At 69.0% G+C, this 14,647-nt stretch carries 20 protein-coding genes; 12 read left to right on the forward strand and 8 right to left on the reverse strand.

Features of this window, described 5'->3' with window-relative positions; genetic code table 11:
• The first annotated feature begins 59 nt into the window (after positions 1–59).
• From ACYVC6_RS14050 to ACYVC6_RS14075, 6 genes are all read left to right on the forward strand, one after another.
• Positions 60–1,139 carry an NAD(P)H-hydrate epimerase gene (locus ACYVC6_RS14050; protein WP_460714999.1) on the forward strand — a complete coding sequence of 360 codons (1,080 nt, stop codon included), beginning with the start codon at positions 60–62 and terminating at the stop codon, positions 1,137–1,139.
• On the forward strand, positions 1,136–1,489 hold the full coding sequence (locus ACYVC6_RS14055; RefSeq protein ID WP_460715000.1) for a DUF427 domain-containing protein: 354 nt from the start codon (positions 1,136–1,138) through the stop codon (positions 1,487–1,489). Before ACYVC6_RS14050 ends, ACYVC6_RS14055 begins: the two co-directional genes overlap by 4 nt.
• A gap of 4 nt (positions 1,490–1,493) precedes the next feature.
• On the forward strand, positions 1,494–1,808 hold the full coding sequence (locus tag ACYVC6_RS14060; RefSeq protein ID WP_460715001.1) for a hypothetical protein: 315 nt from the start codon (positions 1,494–1,496) through the stop codon (positions 1,806–1,808).
• Positions 1,805–3,037 carry a bifunctional alpha/beta hydrolase/OsmC family protein gene (locus tag ACYVC6_RS14065; protein WP_460715002.1) on the forward strand — a complete coding sequence of 411 codons (1,233 nt, stop codon included), beginning with the start codon at positions 1,805–1,807 and terminating at the stop codon, positions 3,035–3,037. Before ACYVC6_RS14060 ends, ACYVC6_RS14065 begins: the two co-directional genes overlap by 4 nt.
• Before the next feature lie 77 nt (positions 3,038–3,114).
• Positions 3,115–3,519, forward strand: coding sequence for a hypothetical protein (locus ACYVC6_RS14070; RefSeq protein WP_460715003.1), 405 nt, complete (start codon positions 3,115–3,117; stop codon positions 3,517–3,519).
• A gap of 18 nt (positions 3,520–3,537) precedes the next feature.
• A complete protein-coding gene (locus ACYVC6_RS14075) occupies positions 3,538–4,080 on the forward strand; it encodes a redoxin domain-containing protein (protein ID WP_460715004.1) in 543 nt (180 codons plus the stop codon).
• A gap of 6 nt (positions 4,081–4,086) precedes the next feature.
• Here ACYVC6_RS14075 and ACYVC6_RS14080 read toward each other — a convergent pair whose 3' ends face one another.
• From ACYVC6_RS14080 to ACYVC6_RS14095, 4 genes are all read right to left on the reverse strand, one after another.
• Positions 4,087–4,416, reverse strand: a complete 330-nt coding sequence (locus ACYVC6_RS14080) for a DUF427 domain-containing protein (protein ID WP_460715005.1) — start codon at positions 4,414–4,416, stop codon at positions 4,087–4,089.
• A complete protein-coding gene (locus ACYVC6_RS14085) occupies positions 4,413–5,318 on the reverse strand; it encodes a cytochrome c biogenesis CcdA family protein (RefSeq protein WP_460715006.1) in 906 nt (301 codons plus the stop codon). The genes ACYVC6_RS14080 and ACYVC6_RS14085 overlap by 4 nt, the downstream gene beginning before the upstream one ends.
• Positions 5,319–5,323: 5 nt before the next feature.
• On the reverse strand, positions 5,324–5,830 hold the full coding sequence (locus tag ACYVC6_RS14090; RefSeq protein ID WP_460715007.1) for a redoxin family protein: 507 nt from the start codon (positions 5,828–5,830) through the stop codon (positions 5,324–5,326).
• 68 nt (positions 5,831–5,898) lie between these two features.
• A complete protein-coding gene (locus tag ACYVC6_RS14095; protein WP_460715008.1) occupies positions 5,899–6,591 on the reverse strand; it encodes a DUF2461 family protein in 693 nt (230 codons plus the stop codon).
• 109 nt (positions 6,592–6,700) lie between these two features.
• Here ACYVC6_RS14095 and ACYVC6_RS14100 point away from each other — a divergent pair, with 109 nt between their 5' ends.
• The gene (locus tag ACYVC6_RS14100; RefSeq protein WP_460715009.1) at positions 6,701–7,432 is read left to right on the forward strand and encodes a haloacid dehalogenase type II; all 732 of its coding nucleotides are present in this window, start codon (positions 6,701–6,703) and stop codon (positions 7,430–7,432) included.
• Here the strand turns inward: ACYVC6_RS14100 and ACYVC6_RS14105 are convergent.
• Positions 7,374–8,384, reverse strand: a complete 1,011-nt coding sequence (locus tag ACYVC6_RS14105) for an SRPBCC family protein (RefSeq protein ID WP_460715342.1) — start codon at positions 8,382–8,384, stop codon at positions 7,374–7,376. The genes ACYVC6_RS14100 and ACYVC6_RS14105 overlap by 59 nt on opposite strands.
• Before the next feature lie 30 nt (positions 8,385–8,414).
• Here ACYVC6_RS14105 and ACYVC6_RS14110 point away from each other — a divergent pair, with 30 nt between their 5' ends.
• On the forward strand, positions 8,415–9,185 hold the full coding sequence (locus tag ACYVC6_RS14110; protein ID WP_460715010.1) for a helix-turn-helix domain-containing protein: 771 nt from the start codon (positions 8,415–8,417) through the stop codon (positions 9,183–9,185).
• On the opposite strand, the gene ACYVC6_RS14115 is transcribed toward ACYVC6_RS14110, so the two are convergent.
• Positions 9,137–10,408 (reverse strand): RNA polymerase sigma factor, encoded by a 1,272-nt coding sequence (locus ACYVC6_RS14115; RefSeq protein ID WP_460715011.1) that lies wholly within the window; start codon positions 10,406–10,408, stop codon positions 9,137–9,139. The genes ACYVC6_RS14110 and ACYVC6_RS14115 overlap by 49 nt on opposite strands.
• A 15-nt stretch (positions 10,409–10,423) precedes the next feature.
• On the reverse strand, positions 10,424–10,810 hold the full coding sequence (locus tag ACYVC6_RS14120; protein ID WP_460715012.1) for a YciI family protein: 387 nt from the start codon (positions 10,808–10,810) through the stop codon (positions 10,424–10,426).
• Between the two features lie 125 nt (positions 10,811–10,935).
• On the opposite strand from ACYVC6_RS14120, the gene ACYVC6_RS14125 reads away from it, so the two are divergent.
• The 3 genes from ACYVC6_RS14125 to ACYVC6_RS14135 are packed head-to-tail and all read left to right on the forward strand — an operon-like array spanning position 10,936 to position 12,507.
• A complete protein-coding gene (locus ACYVC6_RS14125; RefSeq protein WP_460715013.1) occupies positions 10,936–11,724 on the forward strand; it encodes a helix-turn-helix transcriptional regulator in 789 nt (262 codons plus the stop codon).
• A 22-nt stretch (positions 11,725–11,746) separates the two neighbouring features.
• Complete coding sequence (locus ACYVC6_RS14130) at positions 11,747–12,136, forward strand: VOC family protein (protein ID WP_460715014.1); 390 nt, start codon at positions 11,747–11,749, stop codon at positions 12,134–12,136.
• Positions 12,137–12,147: 11 nt separating this feature from the next.
• A complete protein-coding gene (locus tag ACYVC6_RS14135; RefSeq protein WP_460715015.1) occupies positions 12,148–12,507 on the forward strand; it encodes a hypothetical protein in 360 nt (119 codons plus the stop codon).
• On the opposite strand, the gene ACYVC6_RS14140 is transcribed toward ACYVC6_RS14135, so the two are convergent.
• Positions 12,504–12,947: a MerR family transcriptional regulator gene (locus tag ACYVC6_RS14140; protein ID WP_460715016.1), complete on the reverse strand. Its 444-nt coding sequence runs from the start codon at positions 12,945–12,947 to the stop codon at positions 12,504–12,506. The genes ACYVC6_RS14135 and ACYVC6_RS14140 overlap by 4 nt on opposite strands.
• A gap of 194 nt (positions 12,948–13,141) precedes the next feature.
• On the opposite strand from ACYVC6_RS14140, the gene ACYVC6_RS14145 reads away from it, so the two are divergent.
• Positions 13,142–14,644: a SulP family inorganic anion transporter gene (locus ACYVC6_RS14145; protein WP_460715017.1), complete on the forward strand. Its 1,503-nt coding sequence runs from the start codon at positions 13,142–13,144 to the stop codon at positions 14,642–14,644.
• Positions 14,645–14,647 lie beyond the last annotated feature (3 nt).

A 14,647-nucleotide genomic window follows, 5' to 3' on the forward strand; every position in this document is an offset into this window, starting at 1 on the left:
TCTGGCGTTCGGTGTGCGCGCTTACAGTTCGCCAGCCGACTCACCTGCAGTCTTCGACCATGACCACTGGGATCGGCGTGAGCGAGGCCTGCTCGTGGCTGCCGGCCGACAGGGTGCCCGCGATCGGTGTTGCGCAGATGCGCCGCGTCGATGAGCTGATGATCGGCCGGTTCGGTGTCGGCTTGGCGCAGATGATGGAGAACGCCGGCCGGAGTCTGGCCGAGCTCGCCCAGTCACGCTTCGCGCCCGGCTCGGTGACGGTCCTGGTCGGGGCCGGCAACAACGGCGGCGGGGGCCTTGTCGCGGCCCGCCATCTGGCCAACCACGGCCTGCGGGTCGAGGTCGTCGTGACAGGGACCGTCGCGCCGGGCTCGCTACTGGAGGCCCAGCTGCTCGCGGCACTGGCCTGCGGCGTCACCCGCACCGAGGACCCCGGACCCCGTGACCTGGTCGTCGACGCCCTGGTCGGCTACGGGCTCACCGGCCCGCTCCGGGGCCGGGTCGCGGAGCTGGCCGCCTGGGCGAACAGCCTCGCCGTACCCGTGCTGGCCCTCGACGGATCCTCGGGTCTCGACCTGGACACCGGCCTCGCCCACCCCGGTGCGGTTCACGCGACGGCGACCATGACGCTCGCGCTGCCCAAACACGGGCTCCTCACGGCACCCGAGACCGGCGAGCTCTACCTGGCTGACATCTCGGTTCCGAGTCGCCTGTACAGCGAGCTCGGCCTGGCGGTGCCCGTCCTGTTCACCCACGGGCCGGTGGTGAGGCTTCGGCGAGCCGATGAGCCGGCAGCCACCATAGCCCCAGAGGCGTCCGACCTCGCATGGCGCACCTGGTGGCAGGCAGGTCGACTGATCGCGACCGGCGCCACCTTCGCCACCGCCGCCCGGATCGCCCTGGTCGTGGGCACGTTGCTGACCGCGGTCAACCTCGGCGGGCGCATTCTCGGTGGCCAGCTCGACGCCACCACGGGGGCCCGGGTGGCCGCGAACTACCTGATCCCCTACGTCGTCTCCAGCCTCGGTCTGCTCGCGGGGACCCGCGTACGCCAGCGGTTCCGCGAAGGCCACCACGAGCAACCACACCGCGACCGCACCGACATGACCGCAACGACACTAAGGAGAACCCAACCATGACCTACGCCATCTGGAACGGCACGGTGATCGCCCAGAGCGACGACACCGTGGTCGTCGAGGGCAACCACTACTTCCCGCCCGATTCGATCGACTGGGACCTGCTGTCTCCCAACAGCCTGCAGACCATCTGCCCCTGGAAGGGCGTGGCCGGCTACTACGACATCACCGTCGACGGCAAGACCAACCACGCCGCGGCCTGGCACTACCAGAGTCCCAAGCCGGCCGCCCGAGACATCAAGGAACATCTCGCCTTCTGGGGCGGCGTCCGCGTCACCAACACCGACCCCGCCGCCACCGGCGAAGAGGTCTCCGGCGGCACCCTGCGCCGGCTGTTCTCCCGAGGACGGTGACGCGATGTCGATCAGCCGCGACATCACGATCATGGTGCTGGACGACTGTCCCCACCGTGACCTCGCCCTCGACCGGGTCACCCATGCAGCCCGGAACCTCGGCGCCAGCGTCGTGATCGAGGACCCCCAGGTCCGGGTCCTGTCCAGCAACGACGCCATGATCGAGGGCTTTCACGGGTCGCCGACGATCCTCGTCGACGGGACGGACCCGTTCCCCGTGGCTGACGGCACGACCGTGGCTTGTCGGCTCTACACCACGGAACGAGGCCTCGAGGGCGCTCCGTCGGTCCGCCAGCTCGAAAGGGTCCTGGGGCGGTGAGCAGGACCGAGCGGTTCACCTTCGCCGGTTCCTGCGGCGACCAGCTGGCCGGCCGACTGGACCTCCCCGAGGACCAGCCCCGTGCCTACGCGCTCTTCGCGCACTGCTTCACCTGCTCCAAAGATGTCGTGGCAGCCTCACGGATCAGCCGACGTCTCGTCGAAAAGGGCTTCGGGGTCCTCCGCTTCGACTTCACCGGCCTGGGCTCCAGCGACGGCGACTTCGCCAACACCAGCTTCACCTCGCACGTCGGGGACCTGGTCGCGGCCGCCGACGCGCTGGGCTCGACTCATGAACCTCCGCGGTTGCTGATCGGCCACAGCCTCGGTGGCGCGGCGGTGCTCGCAGCGGCCGCCCAGATACCGAGCGTGACCGCGGTCGCCACCATCGGCGCTCCCTTCGACCCCGGCCACATCCGGCACCTGTTCCCCGAGGAGGCACTGCGTCGTCTCCGCGAGAACGGCCGCACCGAGGTCGCTCTCGCCGGACGCACCTTCACCGTGGGGGCCCAGCTGCTCGAGGACGCCGACGCCCACCATCTGGACGTGATCCTGAAGAACCTGGACCGGGCGCTGCTGGTGCTGCACGCGCCCACCGATGAACAGGTCGGCATCGACAACGCCCGCCGCATCTTCGATGCCGCCCGCCACCCCAAGAGCTTCGTCACCCTCGATGGCGCGGACCACCTCCTGACCCGCCGCGCCGACGCCGAGTACGCCGCCGACGTACTCGCCGCCTGGTCAGCGCGTTACCTCCCCGACCTCCCGACGCCGACCGCTCCTCCGACGCCAGGCGGCACCGTCCTGGTCGAGGAGTCCGGCGGGGGCCGGCTCGCCCAGAGCATCCAGGCCGGCAGGCACGTCTGGGCCGCCGACGAACCCGTCGGAGTGGGTGACGACACCGGGCCGACCCCCTACGACCTGCTGCTCTCGGCGCTCGGAGCCTGCACCGCCATGACCATCCGGATGTACGCCGACCGCAAGGGATATCCGCTGGAACACGTATCCGTGCGGCTGAGCCACCGGCGCAGCCACTCGGAGGACTGCTCGGACCCGAACGGGCGCCCCTGCGCCATGGAGCACATCGACCGGGAGGTTCGGCTCGTCGGCACACTCGACGAGGAGCAGCGCGCCCGGTTGACCCAGATCGCCGACCGTTGCCCGGTGCACCGCACCCTGACCGGACAGCTCCGTGTCGCGACCACCGTGCTGGACGTGGACGTGGCATGAGACCAGCACCACGACCTCGTGCCTTCTCCGTGTCCGCGCTTACAGAACTGCGCCGCGATCCCGCAGAGACTGTCACCATGCGCACCTCCACCAGCTCCTCGCCGGCCGGCGAACGCGACGGCCTCGACCCCTCATCGGAGTCGGCGTCGCAGCTCCCGTCGGTGCGGATCGGCATGCTGGCCGGACTGACCGGCATCCTGTGCTGCGTCGGACCCACCGTGCTAGCCATGGTCGGTGTAGTCGGTGCCGGTACGGCGTACGCGTGGGCCAACACCCTCTACGACGGGTATGCCTGGCTCTTCCGGCTGGCCGGTCTGCTCGTCCTGGGCGGTCTGGTTGCCTTCTCGCTCAAGCGGCGCAACCAGTGCACCGTTGCTGGGGCACGCCGGGTGTGGCCGAAGCTGACGATGAGTCTCGGGGTCGCCGTCCTCACCTACGCCGCCCTCTATGCCCTGACCACCTGGCTCGGCACGTTCGCCTGAGCCGCCCCAAGGAAGCCGATGACCGCCACTTCACTCGTGCCCACCGACCTGACCCTGACTGATCCGGAGGGCCGGCCGGTGCGGCTCGCTGACCTGCTGTCCGGGAACCGCTTCACCGTGGTCCAGCTGGTGCGGTACTTCGGGTGCCTGCCCTGCCAGGAGTGGTGCGTCGAGCTCGACGTGCAGGCGGCACGCCTTGTCGGCTCCGGCGTCGGCGCCGCCGCGGTCGGTGGGTCAGCCGACTACCAGGCACAGTGGCTGCGGGACGAGAAGGGCGTCTCGATGCCGCTGCTTCTCGACCCCGAGCACCAGTTCCGCGAGGCCGTGGGTGCCGCCGCACCGCTCGGCGTGCGGATGCTCAACCCCCGTGGCGCCGCGTCGTACGTCGGCTCAGTGCGCCGCGGCTATCGTCCGCAGGCCATCACCCGCGACACCGTCCGCAGTCCGGGCGTCGTGATCCTCGACGAGACCGGATCGGTCCGCTGGCAGCACATCGGCAAGCGGATCGGCGACTACCCGCCGGTCGGGCAGGTGCTCGGCGCCGCAGCGTCGCTGCACTGAAACTCGCTACAGCCGCGGGTCAGGTGAAGGACGTGAAGGATCGTCCTGCACAGCGCGGACCTCGACACCGTTCCAGAAGGCGATGCGTCCCTTGATCCGGCGGGCCAGGAACGACGGACGGGGGTAGTACCAGGCTGCATTCCGGCTGGCCACGCCGTCGACCTCGACGTCGTAGTAGGAGGCCAGCCCCTTCCACGGGCAGAGTGTCCGGGTGCGGCTGGGCATCACGTTCTCCGGCCGCAGGCAATCGGGCGGGAAGTAGTGGTTCCCCTCGACGACCACGGTGTCGGCGCTGTCCGCGATGACGGTGTCGTTGAAGACGGCCTGCATTCTCATGACCTCTGCTCCAGTCGTTGGGGAGCTTGCGGTACGCGCTCGGCCTCCGGGGATGAGAACGCGCGACGGCGTGGACGCCGAAGGGCGATGAGCGCCAGCGCACCCAGGACGATGGCGAAGCCCACGGCTCCGATTGCTTGAACGCGGGCGGCAAGCCACCGCTGGAGTGATTCGGCGGCGATGACCAGTGGATCCGTGCCTACGCCCGCGTGCAGCACCCGGAGCTCCCAGACGCCGTACCAGGCGACATACGCACCGGCCAGCAACAGGACCAGGCCGCCGATCCGTGGCAGGGATCCTCCCAGGGAACGCATCCGGGTGATCAGCCCGCCGCGGGCCAGCGCGGTGGCGACGGCGGCGACCCCGACGACGAGGCCCATTCCGCCGGCGTAGACGAGGAACAGGACCAAGCCCTGTGCCGTCGAGCCAGACCTGAACGAGGTCACCACGACGGCGAGGAACGGGGCGATCGTGCATCCCAGGGATGCGATGGCGTAGCTGGCTCCGAAGCCGGTCATCGAGGCCCAGCTCGCGGTGGGCGGCCTCAACTGGGCGCTCCGGCGACGTCGGGCCGGGATCGTGGGCAGTCGACGACCCAGTGCCACCCAGAGCCCGGCCACGGCCAGCACGACCCCGAACATCACCGTGAACGCGGGCAGGTAGCCCTGCACCGACGCGGCGACCGGCGCCACCGCCAGACCGAAGGCCAAGAACACTGCCGCGAAACCGGTCGTCAGGGCGAGGGTGGCGCGGGCCGCTCGCGCCACGGCCACCGGGCGGGGAAGCTCCTGGTGGTCCAGCACGAACAGCGACAGGTACGCCGGGAGCAGGGCGAAGCCGCACGGGTTCACGGCCGCCAGCATGCCCGCGCCGAGAGCGAGCCCGATCGATCCGGCATCCATGGCGGTCAGCCGGCCAGCTGCTCGACCAGCGCGTTGAGCTGAGCGTCTTCCAGGTAGCCCTCGGAGATGATCTCGCCGTCGGCCGAGATCACCGTGAAGGTGCTCTGCGCAGTCACCCCGAAGTGCCGCCAGATCTCACCCTCCGGATCCACCAGGTGGGTGACGGAAGGGATCCTCCCCGCCAGGTCTTCGATCGCAGATCCCGAGTCCAGGCCACCCACGCCGACCACAGCCACCTTCCCCTGGTACTCCTGTGCGAGCGCGGACACGTTCACGCTCTGGGCTCGGCAGGTCGGGCACCAGGGAGCCCAGAACCACAGCACCGCCGGCTCGCCCTCGAGCGAGCTGCCCGTGAACGCCTTGCCCGACAGGGTCGTCCCGGAGAAGTCGTAGTCGGCGACCTTCCCGGTGCCGATGGGGTCACCGGCGGCCCCAGCGTCGCCGGCGGTCGTGGTGCCGCAGCCGGCCAGCGTGAGCAGTGCCACGACGAGGGCAGCGGTGATCCAGCGCATACCCCTGATCCTTCACCCGATCCGCCCGTTGAACTGTGAGCGCGCTTACGTACCGCGTTCAAGCCTCGCTAGGGAGCCACGATGGAGACAAGTTCAGCGTGGACGGGTGTGGCCTTGGAGAGCTCGCGCATCACCAGGTCGACAAGTGCGGCACTGTGGATCTCCGGGCCGAGCGGCGTTGTCCAGCGAAGTTGTAGGGCTCGAGAGTGACGGAGGAGCTCTCGCCCGGGGTGGTCGTCGGGGAACGGCCGGGGTATCCGCTTCAGTTCGCGGCCGGCCATCTCGACCGATGGCGCTCGTCGCTTCACTTCGTCGATCGCTGCCACCAGGCGTAGGGAGATTTCCGGTTGCCCCACCGCAGCTCTCCAATCTGCGGTTGACGCAAAGGTGACCCCGGTTGCGAAGCCAACCGATGTGGCGTCCAGTCGCACCATGAGAGTCGGCGCCACCTTCTTCGCAGCTCCCTCCCACCAGCGCAGGAGGAGATGGTCCTTGTAGCGCGGTCCGGTCTGGTCGAAGCGCATGTCCCGGTTGATGGGGGAGACGGCGGTATGGAGCTGCGACTGCGAGATGAAGCCGGCTGAGACCTCCTCAACGAGCCTGGCGCCCACGGCCTGGGCCAACTGGTGCGCAGGCAGGCGCAGCTCGTTCTCCCACGCGTCACGGTGTTGCTCGAACTCGGCCTTGTCGAACGTCGGCAGTCGTTCGAGAAGTGCCAGACCCGCCGAGGGAAAGCCGGTGAACATCAGGCCGTCGTTCATGTTCTCTCCTGCCACGGGGACTGTTGCTGACCAGGTGGGTGTGCGTCCAGTGTTGTCGACGTTCGCGACAGCCCTGTGTCGGAGTTTCCGTCGTGGCTACGGTGAAACGATGACTGCCCAGCCTGCCAATCAGTCGGTCTCGAGCACGGATCATCCGGTGAGTCCCGACGGTCCCCGCCGGCCGACTGTCTTGGTCTTCGACGTCAACGAGACGCTCTCCGACATGGCGCCCATTGGTCAGCGATTCGAGGACATCGGTGCCCCTGCGCACCTGGCCAAGACCTGGTTCGCGGGACTGCTCCGCGATGGCTTCGCCCTGACCGCCGTGAACGCCAGCGCGTCGTTCGAACGCCTCGCGGCCGAGGCTCTCCGGATCAACCTGCGCGGGCTCTCGCTGAATCGCGGCACTGAGGAGGCGGTGGAGCACATCATGGCCGGTTTCACCGGCCTCGGGGTGCATGCCGATGTCCCTGACGGGATCCGCGCCCTGAGCGCCTTGGGAATCCGGCTGGTCACGCTGAGCAACGGTGCTGCGTCGGTTGCCGAGGGGCTGTTCGACCGTGCCGGCATCCGAGACAACTTCGAGGCGCTCCTCTCGGTCGAGCAAGCCGGCACGTGGAAACCCGCCGCGGGCGCGTACGCCTACGCGCTCGAGCAGTGCGGAGTGGATCCCATGGATGCCATGCTGGTCGCCGTTCACCCCTGGGACATCGACGGCGCCGCACGCGCGGGCCTTGCGACGGCCTGGATCGACCGGGCCGGTGGTCCCTACCCGGGCTACTTCAAGCCCCCGGACCTCGCGCCACGGTCTCTGGTCGAGCTGGCTGACCAGCTGCGCTGAAGGCGTCGTGGCCATGGAAGTCACCGGCCTGACCGTGGCTTGACCGGCTGCTGGCCCGCCACTGCGACCAACCCAGCGTTGTGACGACGGCCGCGGTGCCGGCCACGGCGGTCAACCCGGCGCCGCTGAAGTCCTTGCCAACGACAGCAAGCACCGCGGCACTGCCGAGGACCCACGACGCATCGAGCAGCGCCAGGGTCTGTCCCGTCCGCCGGCCAGGCCCCCGCCCCGTGATCCACGCCAGGACGACGGCGTACGCCATGAGCGCGGTCCCGAGGCCGGCGACGATGGGTGCGTCTGCACCGCCGAACTGGTTGGCCCACCACCGGGATCCGACGACGAGCGCGGCCCCGGAGACCGTGGTGAAGACGGCATTGCCGGCGACCAGCACGGTGAGCCGATTCAGCCCCGTGTCTTGTCGCCGCTTCCGCTCGCTGGGCCGTCCGGTCTCGACGTAGGTCTTGAAGTCGTCAGCATTGCGTCGACCCAGCGCCGACAGGTAGGGCCGAAGCACGAACCCCAGGACGCGCCCGGCCGGTGCCAGGTCGACCTCCGCCTCGATCCGGAGCTGCGACCTTGACTCCCCAAGCGGGACAACGCTCCAGGTGTTGTGCGCCGAGACCGCGACCTGCTGCATTCCCTCCGCTAGCCGATACGTGAGGGTCATCGCCGTGTCGTCGTATGCCACCAGCTCTTCGACCAGCCGATCTGCGCCGGGTACGGAAACACGACACTCGCGCTCGTCGCATGGTGCGCCGGCGATGGTGGGTTCGCCGACCGCTCGGGAGGCTGAGATGCTGCTTGCCCAGGTTGAAGCCTCCCCGAATCGCCGGCCGAGAAGGTCCCAGACGTCGGCGGCTGGCCGCTCGATAGTGGTGCTGGTGCTGATCCGCATACCTGTCAGCGTCTGCCGTGCGGGGAGTCGAGTCGATTCCCCAACGGGGAATGGCATGACCTCACCAGGGCCGCGAGAATGGTGCACATGAGCTCGCCGGCTGTCGCGGTCACGCCATTCGGAGCGGCTCTGCGGCGCTGGCGTCTCGCGCGCGGAGCCACCCAGCTCGCACTCGCGAACCTCGCGGCCACGACCACCCGTCACGTTTCCTTCCTCGAGACCGGAAGGTCCCGACCGAGCGGCGAGATGGTGGCTCGGCTGGCAGAGGCGTTGGAGCTCCCGCTGAGAGAGGCCAACGAGCTCTTCCGCGCCGCAGGCCTGGCCGCCGTGTTTCCAGAGACGCCGCTCGCTGCCCACGACCTGGCGCCGTTCAACACGGTCGTCGAACAGATGCTGTCTCGGCACGACCCGTATCCGGCGTACGCCATCGACCGACATTGGAACATCGTCCGGACGAACCACGCTGCATCGATGTTCTTGCCCGACGACGCCGAGCGCAACGTGGTGCGGCTGACCTACGCCGGGCCGTGGCGAGCGCTGATCGCGAACTGGTCGGACATCGCGTGGGCAGGAGTGCGCCGACTGCAGTCGGACGCGGCGCGGCGGCCCGACGACGAGGAGCTGGCCGCGTTGGTGTCACTGGCCGCCGAAGCGTGCCGCAGTGTGCCGGAGCGGCCGACGATGGACGGCTCACGCGTACTCTGCCCGCACTTCCGCGTGGGCGAGCAGCTCGTCCGGACGATCACGGTGGTTGCCCAGTTCGGCGCGGCCCGTGATGTGACGTTGGACGAGCTGAGGATCGAGCTGGTCTACCCCGCCGACGACGATGCCGAGGCATTCTTCCGCTCGAATCTCTGATCGCCAGACGCCCCGCTGCCCTTCGAAACCACATGGTGCCGCTGGGTGAGGAACGAGTAGTCGGCTTCGGTGCGGGCCAGGGTCGCGGCGCGGCCGTAGGCGTCCGCGGCCTCGACGGGACGGCCGAGCCGCTCGAGCATGGCTGCGCGGGAGGCATGGAGCAGGTGGTAGTCGTCCAGGTCCTGTTGGAGTTGGTCGAGCAGCGCCAGACTCGCTTCTGGTCCGTCGGTCTCCGCGACCGCGATCGCGCGGTTCATCAGGACCACCGGGGTGGGCATCACTGCGATCAGGCGGTCGTAGAACCGGACGATGGCCTCCCAGTTCGTCTCCTCGTAGCGGGGGGCGGCGCAGTGCAGCGCTTGGATCGCGGCTTGAAGCTGGAACGGACCCAGACTGCGACGTCGCAGGCATGCCAGGACCAGCTCCTGGCCTTCGGCGATCATGGAGCTGTCCCACAGGGACCGGTCCTGGTCCTGCAACAGCACGACCTGGGCTGCGTCGCTGCGGGCTGGCATCCGGGAGTCGCTGAGCAGCATGAGGGCCAACAGGCCCGCGGCCTCCGGCTCGTCAGGCATCAGCGCCACGAGCACGCGGGCCAGCCAGATCGCCTCGGCTCGCAGATCCCGACGGCTCGTGTCGTCGGCGCCGGCGTTGTAGATCAGGTAGAGCACGGTGAGCACGGCACGCAGTCGGCGCGGGAGGTCGCTGGCGTCGGGCACCCGGTAGGCGATGTGTGCGGCCTTGATCTTGTACTTGGCCCGCACCAGCCGCTTGGCCATGGCTTCCGCACTGACCAGGAACGCCGAGGCCACCTCGGCGGGGGTGAGCCCCGCGACAAGCCGCAGAGTGAGCGCCACCTGATGTTCGATTCGAAGGGCGGGATGGCAGCAGGTGAAGATGAGTCGCAGCTGATCGTCGGGGAGCTGAATCGCCTCCTCATGAACAGCGCGGCCTCCGGCGCCGAACCGATCGGTCGCCACCTGTTCGGTGAGCTGGCGGCCGCGTCGGCCACGCCGGACGACGTCGAGAGCCCGGTTCCGCGCGGTCGTCACGATCCACCCAGCCGGGTTGTCCGGGACACCCTCGTCGGGCCACCTGGCCAGTGCGGTCACGAAGGCGTCCTGGACCGCGTCCTCGGCGAGTGTCAGGTCACCGAAGATCCGGGTCAGGGTCGCCACAGCCTGACCGTGCGCCTCCCGGAAGGTGCGCTCGACGTCGTCCATGCGACCGGGGCTCCCTCAGTGGCCGGGGGCAGCCTCGAGCCGCCCGGTCGCCCGGAACGGCCGGACCTCGATGTCGTGGTTGGTCGCCTCGACGACCTTGGCCGCCCACGTCAACGCCTCGTCGAGGTCCTCGGCGTTGATGATGTAGAACCCACCAATCTGCTCCTTGGCCTCGACAAAGGGCCCGTCGGTGGTCACCTTGTCCAGCCCGGTCCCACCGCGGATCACGGTGGCCGCGTCGGGACCGTGCAGCGCGCCGCCGAACGCGAACGCCCCGGCGCGGTCCATCTCCTCCTCCAACGCGATCACCCGACCCATGAAGGCGCGCATCTCCTCGGGCGTGGGAGGCGCGTCCCCACCCCGTCCTCCCGCGTCGTACATCGACAACAGGTACTGATTCATCCGTCGCTCCTTCGTTCCGCGGGCGATTCCCGCTCCGACCTACTGACGAACGGCACCGGCCCGATCAGGACACCCGTGGCGAGAAAGCTGCCGGGCCTGTCCCCACCTGGCTCTAGTCTCCGAGTATGAACCGGATCGACCGCCTGTACGCGCTGGTCGAGGAGCTGCGCGCGGCCGGCCCTCGGGGCCGCACGGCGCGCCGGCTGGCCGAACACTTCGAGGTGAGCGTCCGGACCATCGAGCGTGACCTGAGCGCGCTGGGGCAGGCCGGGGTGCCGTTGGCGACGAGGACCGGGCGCGCCGGCGGCTACACCCTCGACCGATCGATGAGCCTGCCGCCGCTCAACTTCACGCCACGCGAAGCGGCCGCAGTCGCTATCGCGCTGAGCCGCAGTGAGCACGTGCTGTTCGCCCGCGACTCACGCAGCGCGCTGCAGAAGATCGTGGCCGCCATGCCCGAGCGTGCCCTCGTGGAGGCCCGTGCGACCGCGGACAAGGTCAGGCTCCTCGTTCAACCGGCACCCGACCCGGACGTGGAGATCGCCGAGATCATCTGGCGCGCCGTCCGCGACAACCAGACCCTGCGCATCCTCTACACCGATGTCGGGGGGCTGGAGACCGAGCGCCAGATCGAACCGCAGTACGTCGTGGTCGGACCCAACGGCTCCTACCTGACGGCCTGGTGCCACCTGCGAGGAGACGACCGGGTCTTCCGCATGGACCGCATCACCCACGCCCAGGTGACGCCCGCGCCGCCACACCCCGAACGCGTCGTCCAGGAACCTGTCGTCGACGGCCACCAGACCAGACTTCCGGGCTCCGCGCTGCGCCCAGAAGATCCTGTCGCAAACACCGACACAGGGTTGTCGCGTCCCGCCGGGACAGTCGGAGCAGCCCGCCGTCCCGGCGGGTGACCCGACAGCAGAGGAGACCGACATGACCAACCCCGCTCCCGGCGCCCTGGCCTGGTTCGAGGTCGCCACCAGCGATCCCGACGCAGCCGAGAAGTTCTACGGCAGCCTGTTCGACTGGTCCTTCAACGCCGACGGCCCGGCCGCCTCCGGCGGCATGGACTACCGCAACATCACCGCGTCCGGTGCCGAGCAGCCGATGGGCGGCATCTTCGGGACCGGTGGCCAGGTGCCCAACCACGCTGTGTTCTACATCCTGGTCGCTGACGTCGAGGCCACCTGCGCCGACGCTGAGCAACTCGGCGGCACGGTGATGAGCAAGCACCTCGAGCCCGGCCCCGGTGCCCCGACGTTCGCCTACCTACGCGACCCGGCCGGCAACCAGTTCGGCGTCTTCACCCCACCGGCGGCCTGATGTCGCGAGATGTGTCGAGCCCGTCCTCGCCGGAGCCATCCGGCGGGGACGACGCTCGGGATCTCTACGACGAGCTCACCGACGACCTGCTCTACGACCCCGCCGTGGGCCGAGCGACGATGATGGGCTACCCCTGCGTACGACTGGCCGGGAAGTTCCTGGCCTCTTTCGACGACAAGTCCCGCCGCCTGGTCGTGAAGTTGCCGCGCGAGCGGGTCACCGAGCTCATCGACCACGGCCACGGTGTCCCGTTCGCCCCGGCAGGGAAGGTCTTCCGCGAGTGGGTCGCGATCCCGACCGTGGACCGCCACCTGTGGGCGACCCTGCTCGACGAGGCGACTGAATTCGCACGCCGGGGGCTGAAGACCTAGCGCCTCGCCCCAATCCTTCCAGCCAGTTCGCGCCCGAGCTCATTGATGAACTCATCGGCCATGGTGAGTTGGCGGTCGAGCTTGGCTCGGCGTTCGGCTGCATCTTCGAGAAGTCCTGCGAGGCGCTGACGTGCTTCGGTGGGACCCTCCGTCACCTCCTGGTCGCGTAGGGCCTCGATGTCACGCATGGCCGCACGCATCTGCTCGAGGGTGAACCCAAGGGGCTTCATCCGGCGGATCACCAGGATCTTCTCGACGTCCGCCGCGGTGTACAGCCTGAAGCCGCCTTCGGTGCGCCCCGAGGGCCTGAGGAGTCCCACCTCCTCCCAGTGCCGCAGGCTCCGGAGCGACAGCTCGGTACGGGCCGCGACCTCACCGATCTGCATGACCGCCGGTGCCGCCGCCTCAGGGACTGTGTCGGGACTGGACTTCCTGGTCACGGGTGGGCTCTCTCACGTCGCTCGGATTTCCACCCTCACGTTACGTGAGGTTAGGGTGATGCGCAGACTTCCGCTGGCGAGGACGCCGGCTCGCGCGCTCCATGGTGCGCACCCTCCCCACCCAATTCCAAGTCGTTCGGCCCTGGCCCGAGCCAGTCACGAACGTTGACGTGCTGCCACGAACGGAGCCCTTCTTGAGCACCGCACTGACCCACGCGCCCGAACCCACCGTGCGCGCCGCCCTGCGCTCGCCCAAGCTGCTCCGCACCGAGGTGCTGGCCGGTCTCGTGGTCGCGCTCGCCCTGATCCCCGAGGCCATCTCGTTCTCGATCATCGCCGGCGTCGACCCACGCGTCGGACTCTTCGCCTCATTCACGATGGCGGTCTCGATTGCTTTCCTCGGTGGTCGACCCGCAATGATCTCCGCTGCCACCGGGGCCATCGCACTGGTCATCGCGCCAGTCGCCCGCAACTACGGGATGGACTACTTCATCGCCACGGTGCTTCTCGCGGGTGTCTTCCAGATCGTGCTCGGCCTCGCCGGGGTCGCCCGCCTGATGCGGTTCATCCCACGCTCGGTGATGGTCGGCTTCGTCAACGCCCTTGCGATCTTGATCTTCCTCGCCCAGGTCCCGCACATGGTCGACGTGCCGTGGCTGGTCTACCCGATGATCGCCGTCGGCATCGCCGTCATGGTCGGGCTCCCGAAGGTCACCAAGGTCGTCCCGGCACCTCTGGTCGCCATCGTGGCCCTGACCGGCTTCACCCTCCTGGCTGCGCTCAACGTGCCCAACGTCGGCGACGAGGGTGAGCTCCCGGACAGCCTCCCGTCACTGTTCATCCCCGACGTTCCGCTGAACCTGCACACCCTGGAGGTCATCGCCCCTTACGCACTCGCGATGGCTCTCGTCGGGCTGCTGGAGTCGCTGCTGACCGCCAAGCTGGTCGACGACATCACCGACACCAACTCCGAGAAGACCCGCGAGGCGTGGGGCCAGGGCGCCTCCAACGTCATCACCGGCTTCTTCGGCGGCATGGGTGGCTGCGCGATGATCGGCCAGACCATGATCAACGTGAAGGCCTCCGGCGCCCGTACCCGGATCTCGACCTTCCTCGCCGGCGTTTTCCTGCTGATCCTGGTGGTCGGGTTCGGCGACGTGGTCGCCCTGATCCCGATGGCCGCCCTGGTCGCGGTGATGATCATGGTCAGCGTGGGCACGTTCGACTGGCACAGCGTCCAGCCCGCGACCCTGCGCAGGATGCCGAAGTCCGAGACCCTGGTGATGGTCTCCACCGTCGCCGTGAGCGTGGGCACTCACAACCTAGCCATCGGCGTCGTGGTCGGCGTCCTGGTCGCCATGACCCTGTTCGCCCGCCGGGTCGCCCACCTCACCGACACCCACCGCGAGCTCGTCGAGAGCGCCGACGGGACAGTGACAGCGGTCTACACCGTTACCGGCGAGCTCTTCTTCGCCTCCAGCAACGACCTGTACACCCAGTTCGAGTACGCCGATGACCCCGACCGCGTCGTCGTCGACCTGTCTCAGTCGCACATCTGGGACGCCTCGACCGTCGCCTCGCTGGACGCCATCACCACAAAGTACGAGCGCAAGGGCAAGACCGTTGCGATCGTCGGACTCAACGAGTCCAGCGCAGAGCGGCACGGCCGGCTCACCGGCGAGCTGCCTTCGCACTAGGTG

It is taken from the genome of Nocardioides dilutus, from assembly GCF_054779555.1.